Origin of the sequence: Pseudomonas sp. Pc102, from assembly GCF_018408275.1 — a bacterium.
GTDB lineage: Bacteria > Pseudomonadota > Gammaproteobacteria > Pseudomonadales > Pseudomonadaceae > Metapseudomonas > Metapseudomonas tohonis.
In genome coordinates this window covers 4,165,101-4,183,932 of record NZ_AP021905.1, presented here as the reverse complement: position 1 = coordinate 4,183,932, position 18,832 = coordinate 4,165,101, and the positions used below count along the sequence as shown (strand labels likewise).

General features: G+C 67.3%; 18 protein-coding genes. 9 read left to right on the top strand and 9 right to left on the bottom strand.

The genetic code is table 11. The features are described 5' to 3' along the window. Positions 1-255: 255 nt before the first annotated feature. The gene (gene putA / locus PHLH3_RS19080; RefSeq protein ID WP_213625381.1) at positions 256-4,230 is read right to left on the bottom strand and encodes a trifunctional transcriptional regulator/proline dehydrogenase/L-glutamate gamma-semialdehyde dehydrogenase; all 3,975 of its coding nucleotides are present in this window, start codon (positions 4,228-4,230) and stop codon (positions 256-258) included. A gap of 253 nt (positions 4,231-4,483) precedes the next feature. Beyond that, a complete protein-coding gene (locus tag PHLH3_RS19075) occupies positions 4,484-4,720 on the bottom strand; it encodes a DUF3820 family protein (protein ID WP_213625380.1) in 237 nt (78 codons plus the stop codon). A 148-nt stretch (positions 4,721-4,868) separates the two neighbouring features. Between PHLH3_RS19075 and PHLH3_RS19070 the strand changes: the two genes are divergently transcribed. After that, positions 4,869-5,747, top strand: coding sequence for a DMT family transporter (locus PHLH3_RS19070; RefSeq protein WP_173178310.1), 879 nt, complete (start codon positions 4,869-4,871; stop codon positions 5,745-5,747). Here the strand turns inward: PHLH3_RS19070 and PHLH3_RS19065 are convergent. Next, positions 5,722-6,078 carry a transcriptional regulator gene (locus PHLH3_RS19065; RefSeq protein WP_111263116.1) on the bottom strand — a complete coding sequence of 119 codons (357 nt, stop codon included), beginning with the start codon at positions 6,076-6,078 and terminating at the stop codon, positions 5,722-5,724. The genes PHLH3_RS19070 and PHLH3_RS19065 overlap by 26 nt on opposite strands. Positions 6,079-6,394: 316 nt before the next feature. On the opposite strand from PHLH3_RS19065, the gene PHLH3_RS19060 reads away from it, so the two are divergent. The 5 genes from PHLH3_RS19060 to PHLH3_RS19040 all read left to right on the top strand — a co-directional run bounded on the left by PHLH3_RS19060 (position 6,395) and on the right by PHLH3_RS19040 (position 11,321). After that, on the top strand, positions 6,395-7,081 hold the full coding sequence (locus PHLH3_RS19060) for an endonuclease I family protein (protein ID WP_213625379.1): 687 nt from the start codon (positions 6,395-6,397) through the stop codon (positions 7,079-7,081). 524 nt (positions 7,082-7,605) lie between these two features. Further along, positions 7,606-8,097 carry a GNAT family N-acetyltransferase gene (locus tag PHLH3_RS19055; RefSeq protein ID WP_213625378.1) on the top strand — a complete coding sequence of 164 codons (492 nt, stop codon included), beginning with the start codon at positions 7,606-7,608 and terminating at the stop codon, positions 8,095-8,097. Between the two features lie 157 nt (positions 8,098-8,254). Next, positions 8,255-8,623: a c-type cytochrome gene (locus tag PHLH3_RS19050; RefSeq protein WP_213625377.1), complete on the top strand. Its 369-nt coding sequence runs from the start codon at positions 8,255-8,257 to the stop codon at positions 8,621-8,623. Between the two features lie 76 nt (positions 8,624-8,699). Continuing rightward, the gene (locus PHLH3_RS19045; RefSeq protein WP_213630623.1) at positions 8,700-10,031 is read left to right on the top strand and encodes a D-arabinono-1,4-lactone oxidase; all 1,332 of its coding nucleotides are present in this window, start codon (positions 8,700-8,702) and stop codon (positions 10,029-10,031) included. Between the two features lie 81 nt (positions 10,032-10,112). Further along, positions 10,113-11,321 carry a DSD1 family PLP-dependent enzyme gene (locus tag PHLH3_RS19040; protein ID WP_213630621.1) on the top strand — a complete coding sequence of 403 codons (1,209 nt, stop codon included), beginning with the start codon at positions 10,113-10,115 and terminating at the stop codon, positions 11,319-11,321. Positions 11,322-11,456: 135 nt separating this feature from the next. Here the strand turns inward: PHLH3_RS19040 and PHLH3_RS19035 are convergent, their stop codons facing one another. Then, entirely contained in the window at positions 11,457-12,407 is a 951-nt protein-coding gene (locus PHLH3_RS19035) for a transporter (RefSeq protein ID WP_213625376.1), read from the bottom strand. Positions 12,408-12,655: 248 nt separating this feature from the next. Here PHLH3_RS19035 and PHLH3_RS19030 point away from each other — a divergent pair, with 248 nt between their 5' ends. Next, a complete protein-coding gene (locus PHLH3_RS19030) occupies positions 12,656-13,696 on the top strand; it encodes an AraC family transcriptional regulator (protein WP_213625375.1) in 1,041 nt (346 codons plus the stop codon). 19 nt (positions 13,697-13,715) lie between these two features. On the opposite strand, the gene PHLH3_RS19025 is transcribed toward PHLH3_RS19030, so the two are convergent. The 3 genes from PHLH3_RS19025 to PHLH3_RS19015 all read right to left on the bottom strand — a co-directional run bounded on the left by PHLH3_RS19025 (position 13,716) and on the right by PHLH3_RS19015 (position 15,576). Continuing rightward, complete coding sequence (locus PHLH3_RS19025) at positions 13,716-14,201, bottom strand: DUF3916 domain-containing protein (RefSeq protein WP_244862912.1); 486 nt, start codon at positions 14,199-14,201, stop codon at positions 13,716-13,718. Positions 14,202-14,261: 60 nt separating this feature from the next. Continuing rightward, positions 14,262-14,834 carry a hypothetical protein gene (locus tag PHLH3_RS19020; RefSeq protein ID WP_213625373.1) on the bottom strand — a complete coding sequence of 191 codons (573 nt, stop codon included), beginning with the start codon at positions 14,832-14,834 and terminating at the stop codon, positions 14,262-14,264. Positions 14,835-14,955: 121 nt separating this feature from the next. After that, positions 14,956-15,576, bottom strand: a complete 621-nt coding sequence (locus PHLH3_RS19015) for a DUF998 domain-containing protein (protein WP_213625372.1) — start codon at positions 15,574-15,576, stop codon at positions 14,956-14,958. A gap of 155 nt (positions 15,577-15,731) precedes the next feature. On the opposite strand from PHLH3_RS19015, the gene PHLH3_RS19010 reads away from it, so the two are divergent. Next, positions 15,732-15,971: a hypothetical protein gene (locus tag PHLH3_RS19010; RefSeq protein ID WP_213625371.1), complete on the top strand. Its 240-nt coding sequence runs from the start codon at positions 15,732-15,734 to the stop codon at positions 15,969-15,971. A 34-nt stretch (positions 15,972-16,005) separates the two neighbouring features. Further along, positions 16,006-16,500, top strand: a complete 495-nt coding sequence (locus PHLH3_RS19005) for a DinB family protein (RefSeq protein ID WP_213625370.1) — start codon at positions 16,006-16,008, stop codon at positions 16,498-16,500. A 7-nt stretch (positions 16,501-16,507) separates the two neighbouring features. On the opposite strand, the gene PHLH3_RS19000 is transcribed toward PHLH3_RS19005, so the two are convergent. Together PHLH3_RS19000 and PHLH3_RS18995 are read right to left on the bottom strand one after the other, a co-directional pair. Beyond that, on the bottom strand, positions 16,508-17,146 hold the full coding sequence (locus tag PHLH3_RS19000; RefSeq protein WP_213625369.1) for a cell wall hydrolase: 639 nt from the start codon (positions 17,144-17,146) through the stop codon (positions 16,508-16,510). Between the two features lie 108 nt (positions 17,147-17,254). After that, positions 17,255-18,676, bottom strand: coding sequence for an EAL domain-containing protein (locus PHLH3_RS18995; protein WP_213625368.1), 1,422 nt, complete (start codon positions 18,674-18,676; stop codon positions 17,255-17,257). Positions 18,677-18,832: the final 156 nt, after the last annotated feature.

The window sequence follows — 18,832 nt, the reverse complement described above, 5'->3', positions numbered from 1 at the left end:
AGCGTCACCGACCCTGCGAAAGACGCTATCCGCGGATTTTCCGTACGGCAGAAATGAAAAAGGAGCGGCGCTTGTGGCGCTGCTCCTTTGCCCGAAGGCCTTGGATGGCGGGACGAGCCGCCTGTTGGAAAAGGCGCCAGGCGGATCACCGGGAACCTTGGGTGCCCACATCCCTCTTGAGGCGGTGGGCGCCAGGGGCCGGAGCCCCTGGTTGGAACGGGTGGCGGGCCAGGCGTTCGCCTGGCCTGCCGGCCATCAGCCGATGGTCATGAGGCTGGCGTTGCCGCCGGCCGCTGCGGTGTTGACGCTCAGCGCGCGCTCGATCAGCAGGCGTTCCAGCGGCACCGCGGTCTCGCCCTGGGACAGGCCCTGGACGCCGATGATCGGGCCTTTGCGCGCCGCCACCTGTTGGCAGATGCCGCGCAGCTGGTCCGAGTCACCGTGGTGCAGCACGGCGTCGAATTCCACGCCTTCGGCTTTCCAGTCGGCGACCAGCCGGATGCGCGCCTGCACCGCCTTGGGCAGCTTGCCGCGCAAGGCCTTGGTGAGGTCGCCGTCCTGCCAGACCACCGCGCTGCCGACCGCGAGGGCAGCGGTCAGCTGGGTCAGCAGGTCGCCTTCGTCGTCGGCCAGGCCCAGCACGTTGGCGCGGGGCAGCAGCATGTAGGTGTTGCGCTCGCCGGTCGGGCCGGGGAGGGTGCGGGTCAGGCCGCTCTGCGAGAGTTCGGCGAAGCTGTCGCAGAGGCTGGCCAGCTCGGCCTTGCCTTCCTTGCCCGCCCATTCCTTCAGCGCATCCAGCGGCTTGCCCAGGCGTTGCTCCAGGCTGTTGCGCAGGTGAGCGTCGGCCGCCTGTTCGTCCATGCGCTTGAAGGTGCGGCTCACGGCGTCCACCGGGCGGGTGGCCAGCAGGCGGTACATGTACAGCGGGCCGCCGGCTTTCGGGCCGGTGCCGGAGAGGCCTTCGCCACCGAAGGGCTGCACGCCGACCACGGCGCCGACCATGTTGCGGTTGACGTAGAGGTTGCCGGCATGGGCCTTGTCCACCACCTTGGCGATGGTCTCGTCGATGCGGGTGTGCACGCCGAGGGTCAGGCCATAGCCGGTGGCGTTGATCTGGTCCAGCAACTCGTCCAGGTCCTGGCGCTTGTAGCGCAGCACGTGCAGTACCGGGCCGAACACTTCGCGCTCCAGCTCGTCCAGGCTTTCCAGCTCGATCAGGGTCGGCATCACGTAGGTGCCGCGGCTCATCACGTCGCCTTCGGTACGGGCGACCTGGAACACGTGGCGGCCCTTCCTGCGCATCGTCTCGATGTGCTTGTCGATGCCGGCCTTGGCTTCGGCGTCGATCACCGGGCCGATGTCGATGGCGAAGTTGTCCGGGTTGCCCAGGCGGCATTCGGACATGGCGCCCTTGAGCATCTCCAGCGCGCGGTCGGCGACGTCTTCCTGGATGCACAGCACGCGCAGGGCCGAGCAACGCTGGCCGGCGCTGTCGAAGGCCGAGGCGACGACGTCGGTCACCACCTGCTCAACCAGCGCGGAGGAGTCGACGATCATCGCGTTCTGCCCGCCGGTCTCGGCGATCAGCGGGATCGGGCGGCCCTGGGAGTCCAGGCGGCCGGCGACGTTGCGGGCGAGGATGCCGGCGACTTCGGTGGAGCCGGTGAACATCACGCCCTTGACGCGCTCATCGCTGACCAGTGCGGCGCCGACGGTATGGCCTTCACCCGGCAGCAACTGCACGGCGCCTTCGGGGATGCCGGCCTGGAGCAGGATGCGCACGGCCTGGGCGGCGATCAGCGGGGTCTGCTCTGCAGGCTTGGCCAGCACGGTGTTGCCGGCGGCCAGGGCGGCGGCCACCTGGCCGCTGAAGATTGCCAGGGGGAAGTTCCATGGGCTGATGCAGACCACCGGGCCCAGGGGGCGGTGGCTGTCGTTGGCGAAGTCGTGGCGCGCCTGGGCGGCGTAGTAGCGCAGGAAGTCGACGGCCTCGCGCACTTCGGCGATGGCGTTGGCGAAGGTCTTGCCGGCTTCGCGGCACAGCAGGCCCATCAGCGGCTGGATCTCGGCCTCCATCAGGTCGGCGGCGCGATCCAGGGCGGCAGCGCGCTCCACCGGCGGGGTGGCCTGCCAGATCGGCGCGGCGGTCAGCGAGGCGAGCACGGCGTTGCCGACGTCTTCCAGGCTGGCGTTCTGCACGTGGCCGACGATGTCGCGGCGGTCGGCCGGGTTGGTCACCGGCAGGCTCTCGCCCTCGGAGACCGGGCAGCCCAGCATCGGGCGGGCGCGCCAGTCGGCGTGGCCGCTGCTGAGCAGGGCGCTGGATAGGGAGCCCAGGCGGTGCTCGTTGGACATGTCGATGCCGCTGGAGTTGGCGCGGGCGGCGCCATACAGGTCACGTGGCTGGGGGATGCGCGGGTGCGGCTTGCCCAGGGCGCCTTCGGCGGCGGCGATGGCTTCGATGCTGACGACCGGGTCTTCCACCAGTTGCTTGATGGAGATGGTCTGGTCGGCGATGCGGTTGACGAAGCTGGTGTTGGCGCCGTTTTCCAAGAGGCGGCGGACCAGGTAGGCCAGCAGCGTCTCGTGAGTGCCCACCGGTGCGTAGATGCGGCACGGGCGGTTCAGCTTGCCGTCGGCGATCTTGCCCACCACCTGCTCGTACAGCGGCTCGCCCATGCCGTGCAGGCACTGGAACTCGTACTGGCCCGGGTAATAGTTCTGCCCGGCGATGTGGTAGATGGCCGAGAGGGTGTGGGCGTTGTGGGTAGCGAACTGCGGATAGATGGCATCCGGCACCGCCAGCAGCTTGCGCGCGCAGGCGATGTAGGAAACATCGGTGTAGACCTTGCGGGTGTAGACCGGGAAGCCTTCCAGGCCGTCGACCTGGGCGCGCTTGATCTCGCTGTCCCAGTAGGCGCCCTTGACCAGGCGGATCATCAGGCGGTGACGGCTGCGACGGGCCAGGTCGATGACGTAGTCGATCACGTACGGGCAGCGTTTCTGGTAGGCCTGGATGACGAAGCCGACGCCGTTCCAGCCCTTGAGCTGCGGCTCGAAGCAGAGGCGCTCGAGCATGTCGAGGGAGATTTCCAGGCGGTCCGCTTCCTCGGCATCGATGTTCAGGCCAATGTCGTACTGCTTGGCCAGCAGGGTCAGCGACAGCAGGCGCGGGTACAGCTCGTCCATCATCCGCTCGTACTGGGCGCGGCTGTAGCGCGGGTGCAGGGCGGAGAGCTTGATGGAGATGCCCGGGCCCTCGTAGATGCCGCGGCCGTGGGAGGCCTTGCCGATGGAGTGGATGGCCTGCTCGTAGGACGCCAGGTAGCGCTGGGCGTCTTCCTCGGTCAGCGCGGCTTCACCGAGCATGTCGTAGGAGTAGCGGAAGCCCTTGGTCTCGAAGGTGCTGGCGTTGGCCAGGGCCTCGGCGATGGTCTCGCCGGTGACGAACTGCTCGCCCATCAGGCGCATGGCCATGTCCACGCCCTTGCGGATCAGCGGCTCGCCGGACTTGCCGATGATGCGGTTCAGGGAGCTGGAGAGGCCGGCCTCGTTGTGGGTCGACACCAGCTTGCCGGTGATCAGCAGGCCCCAGGAGGCGGCGTTGACGAACATCGAGGGGCTCTGGCCCAGGTGCTGCTGCCAGTTGCCGTTGCTGATCTTGTCGCGGATCAGGGCATCGCGGGTGCCCTTGTCGGGGATGCGCAGCAGGGCTTCGGCCAGGCACATCAGCGCCACGCCTTCCTGGGAAGAGAGGGAGAACTCCTGCAGCAGGCCCTGGACGATGCCGGCGCGGCCGCTGGCGCTCTTCTGGTTGCGCAGCTTCTCGGCGATGCCATAGGCGAGCTTGTAGGTGGCGTCGGCCATGTCGGCGGGCAGGCGTGCCTGCTCCAGCAGCATGGGCACCACTTCTTCCTCGGGGCGGCGGTAGGCCCCGGTGATGGCGGCACGCAGCACGGACTGCGGCAGGATGCTTTCGGCGAAATCGAGGAACGGCTGGTGGATCGGGTCGATCAGGGCGTCCACCGCTTCCAGGTCACCCTCGGCCAGGCGCGCGGCGATGCCCTGGAGCTCGGGAAGGGTCTTGCCGCTTTCCAGGGTCTCCAGGTAGCTGTAGATGGCCTGCTTGATCAGCCAGTGCGGCGTGCGGTCGATCTGGCGTGCGGCTTCCTTGAGGCGCTCACGGGTCGCTTCATCGAGTTTCACGCCAAGGGTGGTGGTGGTTGCCATTTCTTATCCTCATTCCTGCCGTGGTCGCGACGGCTTAGCGGCGCCAAGAGTATCCGCGCGTGAAGCGAGGTGCAACCAGGTGCAACCTAAGTTTTCCGGTATTTCCGATCACCTGTTTCCGCCCCGGCCATCACTCGCACCGCCTTGGTGCCAGTGGGCTGGCGGCTTTCCCTGCAAAGGTGCAACCCGGTGTTTCGAGGGCGGTTGCGTCGCCCAGTCGTTAGCCTAGACCGTTTCTGGTTGCACCTGTGGATCAATCGGGATTTCTGCGGTGCCCGGCGGAACGACGGAGCGGGTCGAGGAGGGGCTTGAGGCCGTTGTGGTCGATCTCCTGCATCAGGGCGAGCAGTCTGCCGATCTCACCTTTCGGGAAGCCTTCACGGGCGAACCAGTTGAGGTAATGGCCGGGCAGGTCGGCCAGCAGGCGGCCCTTGTACTTGCCGTAGGGCATTTCACGGGTCACTAGGAGCAGCAGGTCTTCGGGGTTCATCGGTCTCGTACCGGCCGGGAAGAAGAGGTCGGCAAGAATACCCGCTATCCGCCGGCTGTCACTTGAGTGCGCGTCACGAAGCCGATATTTTTGAGCCGCCTAATCATTAGTCTGCTACCCAAAAGGGGGCGGGCGCCCCGGAATCCCCATGAGCACCCAGATACCTTCGCTGCGCCGAGAGGAGCCCCTAAAGGGCATCCTGCTCGTCTGCGTGGCGATTTTCCTGTTCTCCAGCCACGACGCGATCTCCAAGTACCTGTCGGCGTTCTACCCGATCGTCATGGTGGTGTGGGTGCGCTACCTGGTGCATACGTTGCTGATGGCCGGCTTCCTGCTGCCCCGCGAAGGGTTGCGCGTGCTGCGCACCCAGCGTCCGCTGCTGCAGCTGGGCCGGGCGCTGTGCCTGATCGGCACCAGCCTGTTCTTCACCACCGGCTTGCGCTACATCCCCCTGGCGGAAGCCACGGCGGTGAACTTCCTGGCGCCGCTCCTGGTGACGGCGCTGTCGGTGCCCTTGCTCGGCGAGCGTGTCACCCGCGGGCAGTGGCTGGCGGTGCTGCTGGGCCTGGGCGGGGTTATGCTGATCGTGCGGCCGGGCAGCTCGCTGTTCACCCCGGCGATCCTCCTGCCGCTGGCCTCGGCGCTGTGTTTCGGCTTCTACCAGCTGCTCACCCGGCGCCTGAGCCAGACCGACAGCCCCGGCACCAGCAACTTCATCACCGGCATCACCAACACCCTGATCATGAGCACCCTGGTGCCGTTCTTCTGGGAAGCACCGACCACGCTGGCCCACGGCCTGCTCCTGCTGGCGCTGGGAGCCTGCGGAATGGGCGGGCACGTGCTGCTCACCCAGGCCTTCCGGTACGCGTCACCGGCCCTGCTGGCGCCGTTCAGCTATGGACAGATCGTCTTCGCCGGGCTGCTCGGCTTCGTGCTGTTCGGCCACGCGCCGGATGCCATCGGCCTGGTCGGCATCCTGGTGATCGTCGGCAGCGGCCTGTTCACGGCCTACGCGCAGCGGCGCTGAAGTCGTCGACGCTGCGTGCCAGCGTGTGGCTGGCCTGGGCGTTGTCGACGTACTCCTTGAGCCAGCGCAGCACCTCCACCGGCTCCCAGCGGGCCGGGTCGAAGAGGGCATAGGCCAGCCCCTGGTAACCCACCACATCGAGCTGCTTGTGGTAGCCGGCGCGCTGGAACAGCGCCTCGATCTCCGCCAGGCAGGTGTTGAAGTGCACCCGTGTGAACGGCGTCTTGCCGTCGGTCACCAGCCCTTCCAGGCGCAGTTCCGCGACCGCTTCGCTCACCGTGTCCACGGCCATCCGGTTGACCGTGTATTTCAGCTGCAGTACGTCGACCATCCCTGTTCTCCTCCTCAATGCGGGCCATGCGCCTTGATGCGGCTTCCAGCCGGCTGGCGCAGGGGGCGGGTGTCCGGCCGCTTCGGCGAGCGGGGTGGAAAGCCGAGACCGGTGACCTGGGAAACGATGATCCCAGGGATTTGTGACAGTGGTTTTGGCAAGGCCAACGGAGCTGAAAGGTTCATAGGACGCTTCCCTGAAATACTGTATATTTATACATCTATCAGCTTCGCCGCTTCGTTTGCAACAAAACTCCGATGAACAAACGTTGTCAGTGAGAGCCTTGAAAACAGCCGTACCGGGAACCCCAGAAGTAATGATCCGTTTCGTCCTGCTGCTGAGCCTTCTATTGGCCGGCACCGCCCATGCCTCCGCCCCCCGCACTTTCCAGGAAGCCAAGAAAGTCGCCTGGAAGCTCTACGCCTCCCACCCCGTCGAGTTCTATTGCGGCTGCCGCTACAGCGGCAACAAGGTCGACCTCAAGAGCTGCGGCTACGTACCCCGCACCAACGCCCAGCGCGCCAAGCGCATCGAGTGGGAGCACATCGTCCCTGCCTGGGTCATCGGCCACCAGCGCCAGTGCTGGCAGAAGGGCGGGCGCGAGAACTGCGCGAGGAACGACGCCGCTTTCCGTCGCGCCGAGGCCGACCTGCACAACCTCGTGCCGAGCATCGGCGAGGTGAATGGCGATCGCAGCAACTACGGCTTCGGCTGGCTGCCGCAGAAGCCCCGCCAGTACGGTGCCTGCCAGATGGTGGTGGACTTCAAGGCGCGCAAGGCCATGCCGCGCCAGCAGGTGCGCGGGATGATCGCGCGCACCTATTTCTACATGAGCGAACGCTACGGCCTGCGCCTGTCCAGGCAGGACCGCCAGCTCTACACCGCCTGGAACAAGCAGTACCCGGTGGAAGCCTGGGAGCGGAACCGCAACCAGCGCGTCGCCTGCGCCATGGGCCACGGCAACCGCTTCGTGGGGGCGGTGAACCTGAAGCTGTGCAAGTGAGGGAGGTGGCCTCTCCAGCCGAGCTGGAGAGGCACGTGCTTCCTTGTAGGAGCGAGCTCTGCTCGCGAAGCCTTGGGCGGTGCTGCGCACCGCTTGGCGACTGAAGTCGCCCCTACAGGTTGTGCTTGCTTGATGAGGTAGCATCGCCAGCGGCCGTGCGGGGAGACCCTCGGGTCTGCCGGTTCCCGTTAGCCGGTTCGCCAACCCCGCGCGGTCTGCCACCCCATGTTTTGGCGCATCAACCGCGAAGGCTCCTGGAACAGTGCATCGCGAATGAATTCGCTCCCACGAGGCGGGCAGCGGTGCGGGCTTCAAGCTCCTGTGGCGGGTGAAACCCGTGAGGTGCAGGCACCCCTTGTGGGAGCGGCTTCAGCCGCGAGGACCTTCAGCAGGCACCGGTTGCGAATGGCCGGATAATCCATGGCGACTACCCCGCGCTGTATGCCGTTTTTCCCATCGATCTGTGCCTATCGGCCGCCGCGCGTTGCGCCCTAGCATCGGCCATCGGTGATGAGGGCGGTGCGATGGACGACATTCCTGGCGGTATCGAGTTTTCAGGCCTGCAGGTGCGGCGGTTGGCGCCCGGCGACCTGGAGACGATCTGCATGCACCGCGAGGCGATGTTCCTCGAGGCGGGGGGCGACCCGGCGCGGCTGCGGACGATGACCGGGCACTTCCGCCCCTGGCTGCGCGAGCGCCTGGCCGATGGGCGCTACTACGGTTTCGCGCTGATGGACGAGGCGCGCATCGCCGCGGCCATCGGCCTGATGAGCATCGAATGGCCGCCGCATCCGTCCCATCCGGAGGTGGGCCAGCGCGGCTATGTGCTGAACGTGTTCGTCGAGCCTAACTACCGGCGCCGGGGCCTGGCGTCGGCGCTGATGAAGCTGGCGGAGGCCGAGTTCATCCGTCGCGGCCTGGGCTTCGCCGTGCTGCATGCCACCCAGGTCGGCAGGCCGGTGTACGAGGCGCTGGGCTGGGCCGCCACCAGCGAGATGGCCAAGGCTATCGGCTGAGCCGTGGTGTTCTGTTTTCACATCGCGTGATGTCCCGTTAAAGCCCCCTGGCTGTCCGCCATTGCCCTCGGGCGCGCAGGGGCGCCTGGCTTAACGTTGCCCTCTACCCACCACGACAAGCGCCGTGCCGCCTGGCACGGTAGAAGAGGGGAGTGCGATGCCGAAACCCGCGAACCTGCTGATTCCCGCCGTCCTGCTGGCCCTGGCCGGGCTGCTCGGCGGCTGTGGCGAGGAGGCCAAGCCGGCCGCGCCGCAGAATGCCGCCACCCTGGCGCCGGCCGATCCGGCCCTGGCCAAGGTCTACGACGCCAGCTGCAAGCTGTGCCACGCCAACCCCGCCTCCGGGGCGCCGCAGAGCGGTGACACCGCCGCCTGGGCGCCGCGTGTCGCCCAGGGCACCGATAGCCTGCTGGACCACAGCATCAATGGCTTCAAGGGCATGCCGCCGATGGGCATGTGCATGCAGTGCTCGGAAGAACAGTTCCTCGCGCTGATTTCCTTCATGTCCGGTCAGCACCTCGAATAAGGCGTCTTACATGGCTATGAACCTCACCCGACGCCAGCTGCTGCAGCGGGCCGGCGTCGCCGGCGCCTTCACCGCGCTGGCCTGCACCCCGGCGCTGGCGGAACTGGCCCGCGCGCCCCGGCTGATCCCCTGGCGCAACTGGTCCGGCGGGCAGAGCTGCCTGCCCCAGGCACGCCTCGCCCCGCAGAGCCTGGACGAGCTGGTCCAGCTCATCCGTCAGGCCGAAGGCAAGGTCCGCCCGGTGGGCTCGGCCCACTCCTTCAGCGCCCTTGTGCCCACCGACGGTACCCTGGTGTCGCTGGCCTACTTCAACGGCCTGCTCGCCCACGACCCGGCCACCCTGCAGGCGGAGTTCGCCGCCGGCACACCGATGTCCCTCATGGGGCCGGCGCTGCAGGCGGTCGGCCAGGCGCTGCCGAACATGGCCGACATCGACTACCAGACCCTGGCCGGGGCGATCGCCACCTCGACCCACGGCACCGGCGTCGGCTTCGGCTCCTATTCCTCACAGGTCACCGGCCTGCAACTGGTGACCGCCAACGGCGAGGTGCTGGACTGCGACGCCCAGCGCCACCCCGAAGTGTTCAACGCCGCGCGGGTGTCCCTGGGCGCCCTGGGCGTGGCGACGCGGGTGCGCCTGCAGAACCGCGAGGCCTATCGCCTGCGCGAGAAGCAGTGGATCGCCAGCACCGAAGAACTGCTGGAGGACGTGGGCAACCTCACCCGCGACAACCAGCACTGGGAGATGCTGGTGATCACCCATTCCGACTACGCGCTGTCCGTCGCCCTCAACGAGACCACCGACCCGGCGACGCCACCGCTGGACCCGGAGGAGGAGGGCGGCAACGGCTTCGTGAAGATCATCGAGAACCTCGACAAGTACGGCAGCGACTTCCCCGCCGCACGCCGCGCGCTGCTCAACAGCCTGCGCCACATCGCCAGCTTCGACGACCGGGTCGGCGACTCCCACGAGATCTACGCCAACGTGCGCAACGTGCGCTTCAACGAGATGGAGTACTCGGTGCCCGCCGAGCATGGCCCGGCCTGCCTGCGGGAGATCCTCGCGCTGATCCGCGACAAGGACCTGCGCACCTGGTTCCCCATCGAGTACCGCTACGTGAAGGCCGACGACATCCCCCTGAGCATGTTCGAGGGCCGCGACAGCTGCTGCATCTCCGTTCACCAGCACTACAGCATGGACCACCACAACTTCTTCGCCGCCATCGAACCGATCTTCTGGAAGTACGCCGGCCGGCCGCACTGGGGCAAGCTGCACACGCTCAACGCGCGCACCCTGCAGGCGCTCTACCCGCGCTGGAAGGAATTCACCGAGGTGCGCCAGGCGCTGGACCCGAGCGGCAAGTTCCTCAATGCGCACCTGTCCTCGATCCTCGGCGTGGCCGGATAACAAGGAGAAGCCATGAACCGTCGCAAATTCCTCGTCGGCACGGCCGGTGCCGGCGTACTGCTCGCCGGTGTCGGCGCCTGGCTGCGGCCGGCCGACAAGGGCGCCCCGTACAGCGATTACTTCGCCCGACTGAACCGCGAGCTGAAGGCCCAGGGGCCGATGCGCCCGGTGATGCTGATCGACCTCGACCGGCTGGACCACAACATCGACGTGGTGATGCAGTCGGTGCGCCGTGCCGGCAAGTCGCTCCGCCTGGTGGAGAAGTCCCTGCCGTCGCCACAACTGCTGGACTACATCGCCAAGCGCGCCGGCACCCAGCGGCTGATGTCGTTCCACCAGCCCTTCCTCAACCACGACGCCGAGCGCTTCCCCGGGTCGGACATCCTGCTCGGCAAGCCCCTGCCGGTGCGTTCCGCGCAGCTGTTCTACGAGGCCCATCGCGGCCCGTTCGAGCCGGCCCGGCAGCTGCAGTGGCTGCTCGACACCCCCGAGCGACTGGCGCAGTACCTGGCGCTGGCCAAGGCCCTGAACATCCGCATGCGCATCAACATCGAACTGGACGTGGGGCTACACCGAGGCGGCGTGCAGGACACGGCCGGCCTCGGGCGGATGCTCGAGCTGATCGGCGCCAACCCGCAGCACCTGGAGTTCGCCGGCTTCATGGGCTACGACCCCTTCGTCGGCATGGGCGTGCCCGGCATCCTCGGCTCACCCGAGGCGCTCTTCGCCAAGGTGATGACGCTGTACGACGGCTTCGTCGACTACGCCCGCACCCGGCACCCAACGCTGTGGCGCCCGGACCTGACCCTGAACACCGCCGGCAGCCCCAGCTACCGCATGCACGAGCGCGAGCGCACCAGCAGCGAGGTCTCGGTGGGCTCTGCGCTGCTCAAGCCCACCCACTACGACCTGGCGTCCCTGGAGGAGCACCAGCCGGCGGCCTACATCGCCACCCCGGTACTCAAGAGCACCGGCGCGGTGCGCATCCCGGCGCTGGACGGCAAGTCGGCGCTGTTCTCCTGGTGGGACCCGAACCAGCGCGAGACCTTCTTCATCTACGGCGGCAACTGGATGGCCGAACCGGAGTCGCCCAAGGGCCTGCAGTTCAACGGCCTCTACGGGCGTAGCTCCAACCAGGAAATGATCAACGGCTCCCACGCCGTCGGCCTGTCCGTGGATGACCAGGTGTTCCTGCGGCCGACCCACTCCGAATCCATCCTCCTGCAGTTCGGCGACCTGCTGGCGGTGCGTGACGGGCGCATCGTCGAGCAGTGGCCGGTGTACAGCTGAGCGCGGGGTCAGCCAACCCTGGGTGAGGCGCTTCGCGAGCAGCGCTCGCTCCTGCGGTTGGTGCCACCTTGCCGAGAGAACCCCAGGCCCTTGCCTGGGGTTCTGCGTTTCGGGAAGGTTCAGAGACCGAAAGGTTCAGAGGCTGAACGGCAGGTTCAGCTTGGCCCAGAACATCTCGCCTTCCGGGCGGTTCTCCACGGCGAACTCCTTGGCCCAGCGCATCTCCACGCTGGCGTACTTGAGGAAGGTCAGGTGCACCGCCGGGCCGATGGCGAAGACCTGCCCGCGCACGCCGTCGTCCACGTCCTCGCCCATGAAGGTCACCGTGCGGCCGAACTGCTTGTCGTCGGTGGTCTGCTTCACGTAGTAGCCGTTCAGGCCCAGGCGCAGGTTATCGGTCACCCGGTAGCTGGTGGAGTAGTCGAAGTGGAACAGCTGGCCGGACTGGTAGTCGGTGTCCGGGTTCTCCTTGTTGAAGCTGTAGGTGGCCTTGACCGACAGCTCGGTGCGTTCGCTGGGCTGCCAGGTGGCCGAGAGCAGCGGCTTGTAGGTGACGAAGTTGTTGCCGGTGTTGGCCGGCCGCGCGGCGTCGTAGCTGCCGGTGGGCAGGGTGATCTCCAGGGCGGCGCCCAGGGTCAGGTCCTTGCCCATGTCCCAGAGGATCAGCGGCGCGATGGTGGTGTCGCCCTGGGCTTCGCGGCGGCTCTCTTGGCCGAACAGCGCCACCTGCTGGCGCATGTAGGGCTGCGCCACGTAGCCGCCGACCCGGCCGCCCAGCAGCCGCAGCGGGCTGAGGTAGTCCAGGCGCGGGATGATCGCATCGGAGGTGATCTTCACCTCCGGCACCTTGCCGCCCAGGGAGCTGATGTCCAGCTTCTTCGACTCGTAGTGGTTGTAGTAGAGGTTGAAGGCGAACATGTGGTCCGGAAGGCTGTTCACGTCCAGCGGCAGGACGAAGAAGCCATCGGTGCCGGGGCCGATGTTGTCGACACCGTTCTCGGTGGCCTGGGCGGGCAGGGCGAGGGACGTCGCGACGACGAGTGAGGCTGCCAGCGAGGGCAGCTGGGGAACGCGGATCGGGTTCATGATTGAGCTCGTTTCTTATTGTTGGCGGACGGTCGCGGAACCGGGTTCCGCGCCGGCCCATAGAAATAAGCGCTCAAGGCCGCGCGATGCAGGGCATTGCCGGACAGGCAGGGGGCTTTTCGGGGACAGCTAGCAATATTCTGTTACACCCGCTCTTGGTGAACCCGCCAACGCGTTATGATGGCGCCGCCGCGCGTCCTGGCCGCAGAACAAGAACCTCAGGCGCCTCGGTTCGGGAACTGCCTGCCATGCCTATCGCCACCCTCGATCCCCAGCTCGACCTCGCCCTGGTTTCGCCCTTCCTCCTGCAGACCCTCACGGAGGTGGCGAACGACAAGGGCGTCAGCAGCGAGCGCCTGTGCCGCGGCCTCGGCTTCACCCCGGACGAGTTGCAGGACCCCGCCCAGCGCATCTCCTACCGCCAGGCGGTGACCCTGATCCAGCGCGCCCTCGCGGCTTTCCCGGACGGTGGCCTGGGGCTGTGGGTCGGGCACCGCAACGTGCTCGGCACCCTCGGCCTGCTGGGCCACGTGCTGTCGTTGTGCAAGACCCTGCGCGATGCCTTCGATGTCGGGCGACGCTTCCAGCACACCACCGGCGGCATGGCCGTCTACACCCTGCACGAGGGGGCGAAGGAAAGCGTCGTCGAGGTGGAATGCCGGCTGCCCCATGCCGACGTCCAGGTGTTCGCGGTGGAGGAGTTCTTCGCCAGCCTGATGGTCTACAACCGCGCATTGGTCGATGCCGAATTCCAGCCCCTGCGCTTCGAGTTCACCCATGCCGCGCCCAGCTACGTCGCCGAATACCAGCGCCTGCTGGGCCCCAACCTGCATTTCGGCTGCCTGCATAACCGCATGGTCATCGCCAGCCACTGGCTGGACATGCAGTTGCCCAGCCACCAGCCCGTCGCCTTGCGCCAGGCGCTCAACCTGCTGGAGCTCGAATGCGCGCAGGTGCAGCAGAAGATGGACCTGCTGCAGACGGTGGAGCGCGCCATCAGCCGCGACCTCGCCCATGGCAGCCAGATCGACAAGGTCGCCCGCGATCTCAACATGAGCAGCCGCACCCTGCGCCGTCGCCTCACCGAGCACGGCATCACCTTCGACGCCTTGCAGGAGCAGGTGCGCCGGGCGCGCGCCATGAGCCTGCTGGGCAACCCGGACCTGCCCATCGAGCGCATCGCCGAAGAGCTCGGCTACAGCGATGTGCGCGGCTTCCGCCGGGCCTTCAAGCGCTGGACCGGGCAGAGCCCCTCCGCCTGCCGCGACGAGGTGATGGCCGCGCAGTGATGCGCCGGGCGAGTGGCGTCTACGCGGGCTCGCCGATGCACCACCACTGGACGGCCAGGTCGTCATCGGCCTGGGTCGCGTCATGCCCATGCTCGATGAAATGGGCGGGCACCCTCAGCGCGAGCCTGTCGCTCAGGCGCTCGGGTGCGAGCCCGTTCCCCTGCCCGAGAAAGCCGAGGTAGTAGTCGCGATCGTGGAACACCGTCACTTCGCTCTGGTGCAACCAGGGCCAGACCAGGATGCAGGCGACCCGGTAATAGCCCTGGCTGCGATCCGCTGCGCGGGATAGATGGGCGGCGGCCTCCAGCATCTGCTGGGCGCAGAAGGCCTGGTGTTCGATGCGTGCCTGCGGCCCCTGGACCAGGGTGTTCGGCACCGGGATCTTCCAGTTCAGGTAGCGCGCCATGTCCTGGCCGCGCGGATGGAACTGGCCCTGGAAGCCCGCCGCCCATCGCTCCAGGGCTCGAAGGCGGCGATGGACGCCACGCAGTTTCTTGTCGCTCAAGATCAAACGCCGCAAGTAGGAAGCCTCTCGCTCTTCAAACGCCGGTTATTGGTCGCCCGATTAGAAGTAGATTTTCTTTATTTGCTCGGGGGGCATCGGGGGGAGTTTTCGAAGCCGTTTGACGCTGAGGCGCTCGCTTGCGGGCAGGGCTGCGTCGGTGTGATAGCTCGATCCATATTCAAAGAGCCCCTCACAGGACTCGACGAGCCAGGCCCCGCTGCGGCTCCCGTTGAATCCCGAAGTCACCAGATATTGATGAAGCTGGGTAACGCAGCCTTCTTTGAAGTCCCTTTGGATCATCCATTTCCATTCATCATCAATGAAATCCGCTGAGGAAGTGCGTGATATCAGCAGAAGCAAGGCGGCGGATGCGGCTGCCGGAAGCATTTTCATTTCAGGTATCAATCCTTGGGTTTTCATGGTCACTCGTTCCCGAGTGCATTGCCTGGGATGCTCAATCGAGGGTTTGCGGCGAAAAAAGGGCCTGCCGGGACCGGGCGGGGGGCGTGCAGAGCCAGAACAGGCGGGAGAATAGACGGCGCTGCCCGGTTCTACCCGCTCCCCGGCAGGTTCGGTGGCCAGCGCAGTCTGCCTGGAAATGCCTTCCATGCCGAGCTTGGCAAGTGCTGTCACCGGGTTTTCCTGACTGCGCAGGGGCACCCCTCTTGCGCTCGCTTGGCATCGTGAGATAGCGGGGACGAGTGTCGGTCGATCCGAGAGGGGGCCCGCAAGCGACGCCGGGATGAGGTCCGCACTAGGCGCGGCGCAAGGCCAAAAGCGCCAGGGTAGCGACCCAGATGACCGACACTCCGTAATTGAGCCGCTGGTACAGGCCGAACAGATGACCATCGGCGAAGGCCTTGCCCATCAACCCCAGCGTGACCAGGGCCAGCATCACGCAAAGTGCGGAAAACAACCCGAACCCGGGCGAGCGCAAGGCGCCTTTGGCAAGCAGCACCCACAGTGCGGTGGCCAGCGTCAGCGTCACGAACATCACCATTCCCGCCAGGTTATGGACCTGTTGCGAGGCGGACGGTTGGGCCGGGGCGCAGCCCTGGTCACAGGCGAAGTAGCCGGTCGCGAAGCTCGCCAGGCCGTGGAGGAGGATCAGCGCAGCACTTGCCAATGCCAGGCGCGACGTTCCGAATCGCTTCGCCAGGCCGGCGGCGAAGAGCACGAACAACACCCCCAGCGGCAGGTTGTTGACCCAGGCGGAGAAGCGCCGGGTAGGAGCGCCCTCGGCGCCCAGTTGGCTCATCGCCTGGTCGAGGTGGCTGTAGCCGGGGTAGGCGAGCGCGGTGAGAGTGACACCGGCGAACAGCCAGAGCGGAATCAGCATGCCCATTACCAGTAGCGCCCGGTCTATGGTCTTCACGGCACAACACTCCCCGTCGTTATGGATGGTTGATCGCGCCCTTGCGCAATGGCGCCCGTGCTAGGGCGAGCTCTGGCCGGTGGTTACCGAATTTTTTGCAAGGCAGCTTGCGCATGCGTCATCCTGTCGCCCCGTCGATCTACGGATGGCCACCGATGACCACGCGCTTGCCCAGCATCTCCGCCTTGCTCGCCCTGGAAGCTGCCGCGCGCCACCCGAGTTTCGCGAGGGCTGCGCAGGAACTCGCACTCAGCGAAGGCCGCCTGAGCGCACCCTGGCCGATGCTGCCGCAGTTTCGCGAACGCTACGTGCTGGTGACGCGTCCGGCGGCGGAGTCGCCGCCTGCTCTCGCCACATTCACCCGCTGGCTGCTGGCCGAAGGCGCCGTGCACTAGGCCCGCCGACACCGCTGACTCCCGAGGACCCGCCATGCTGACCAAGGCCTTTCAATACAAATGCTGGGCGGACCGACGTGCCCTGGAGGCCATCGGGCTGATCGATGCCGCGCGGTTTCCCGAGTCGCTGGCCTTCACCCTGCAGCAGCTCAACCACATGGTGATTGTCGAGGACCTGTTCCGCGCGCGCCTGACCGGGGCGGCGGAGCCCCACGCGGCCACCAACAGCGATGCGGTGCCCGACTACCCGACGCTCAAGCGCCGCCTGCTCGCGTCCGGCCAGTGGTACGCCGAGGCGGTCGCCCGGCTGGCCGCTGACGATGCGGCGCAGGAGATCGGCTTCCGCTTCACCGATGGGCGCACGGGCCGGCTGAGCCGCGAGGAGATGTTCTTCCATGTGCTGAACCACGGCACCTACCACCGCGGCAACATCGCCCACGCCCTGGACCTGGCCGGCGTGGCGCACCCGGCGGACACCTACACGGTGTTCGTGCACGCCACCGAGCCCGCGCGCCGGGAGACGGCCTGACGCCGCGCTAGGGCGCGCTGTCCTGGGCGCCGGCCAACGGCTGTTCCAGTCGCGGCTTGTAGAACAGCAGGCGTTGGGTCTGTGCCGTACGGGTGAATTTCTTCGCCCAGGACGGCGAGACATTGCGGTCGTGGAAGTACAGCGCGCCGTCGGTGCGGTCCCGCAGCTGGCCGTTCAGCGCCTTGCGGGCGATCTCCCGGGCGAGGGTGAAGCGGTCGTCCTCCACGGCTTCGTCGGGGCGACCATCGCACCACCAGGAGAACTGGCAGCTGCGGCTTTCCGAGCCTTGCTTGACCACCGCGCAGACGGTCTTGGGGAAGGCCCCGTCGCCCAGGCGGTTCATCACCACGTTGGCCACCGACTCCATGTCCTGCGCCGGGGCGCCCTTGGCTTCCCAGTAGATGGAGCGGGCGAGGCAAGTGATGGGGTCGTCCAGCGGCGCCTCGCCGTCCGGGTCCACGGCACGGGCTTCGCTACGGGTGATCGGCGGGGTGTCGGCTGGCACCGGCGCCTGGCTGGCGGCCTTCTCTTCCAGCACTTCGGCCTTGTCTTCCGCCGCCCGGGCCTTCTCCCGGGTTTCCCCGGCCTGGGAGGGCCCGCCGACGAGCAGCGCGGCCACGCAAAGCATTCCTGATATCCAGCGCATGATCGACCTCGCCAACGCCGAGCTTCCGGGACCGCCCCGGGCCGGGCGGCTGCCAGCGGGGCGCGCCTGGCTCGCCCCGCACGAGGCATAGACTGCGGCTGCGCTGGATCATTCCCTGGTGGCGGCGACTCCCGCCCCGTCGAAGGCGTTGCCGATCACCCGCTCCTGGCGTTCGACGCTCTGCTGGGTGAAGGCCATGAACGCGGCGAGCGGCAGCGGCTTGCTCAGCAGGTAGCCCTGGAACTGCTGGCAACCCCGCTCCAGCAGGCACTGCATCTGCGCCTCGGTCTCGACGCCCTCGGCGATCACCGTCAGGCCCATGCTCTGGCCCAGGGCGATTACGCTGCAGACGATGGCCTCGCTGTTGGCGTCGGTGAGCAGGTCGCAGATGAAGGAGCGGTCGATCTTCAGCTTGCCCAGCGGCAGGCGCTTGAGGTGGCTGAGGGACGAGAAGCCGGTGCCGAAGTCGTCGAGCGAGAAGGACACGCCATGCTCCACCAGCTGCGACATCTTGCGCGTCAGGTCCTCCAGGTCCTGGACCAGCATGGTCTCGGTCAGCTCCAGCTCCAGGCGGCTGGCGTCCATGCCGTGGCGCCTGAGCATCTCCAGCACCTCGGGCACGAAGCTGGCCTGGCGGAACTGCTTCTGGCTGATGTTGACCGCCAGGCACAGGTCCTTGCGGAGGGGGTCGTCCGCCCAGCTGCGCAGTTGTGCGCAGGCCTGCTCCAGCACCCACTTGCCGATGGGGATGATCAGCCCGCTGCGCTCGGCGTGGTCGATGAACTCACCGGGCGGCAGCAGGCCGCGCTGCGGGTGGCGCCAGCGGATCAGCACCTCGGCACCGATCACCCGCCCGGTGACATCGAGCTGCGGCTGGTAGTGCAGCTCGAACTGCCGCTCGCGCAGGGCCGCCTGCAGCTCGCGCTCCAGCACCGAGCGCTCGGCGGCGTCGGTCTGCAGGACGTGGAGCAGGGCGAAGAACATCGCCATCGCCGCGCCGGCCTGGGCCCAGGAGCCGGGCGTGCGCACCTCGTCCGGCAGGTTGTGGCCGGGGAGCGGTGTCCAGTTGCTGGAGGCCAGGCAGGTGAAGGTCACCAGGCACAGCAGCGCGACGCCATAGCGCAGCCACAGGCCTTCGTCGCGGAAGGCCATCAGCGCGGCCAGGGTGAGCGGCAGCAGGTAGAGGTGGGTGGCGCGGGGCGCCGCCGCGTTGGGCGCGTCGAGCACGATGGCGGTGCCGGCGATGGTGACGATCAGCACGCTGAAGAGCAGGAGGTTGGCGCTGCGCGCCTTGTTGCACACCGTGAGGTGGAAGACCGCCAGGCCCGAGGTGATCAGCACTGCATCCATCGCGACGATGGCCCAGAGGCCACGCAGGCTGAAGACAACCGCCCAGATCAGGCCCAGCACCAGCATCACGCTGCTCGCCAGCAGGCGCATGCGCCGCTCGCGGCGCTGGGCCACCGACACCAGGTCGGCGGCATGCCACAGCTGCCTTACGCGCTTCCACAAGCGAGATGTCGAATTCATTCGGGGTTCCCGTGCGCCCGTGTTCAGCCGGGCCGTCCGTTCCACGCGGCGATCCCTGCAGGCTGGGAAGGATTATAGAAGGCGGTTTTCCCAGGCGCAGCGGCAGGACGGAGGCGCATGGGGTGCAGGTCGTTTTTGCCGCTGCCCGGCACGTCG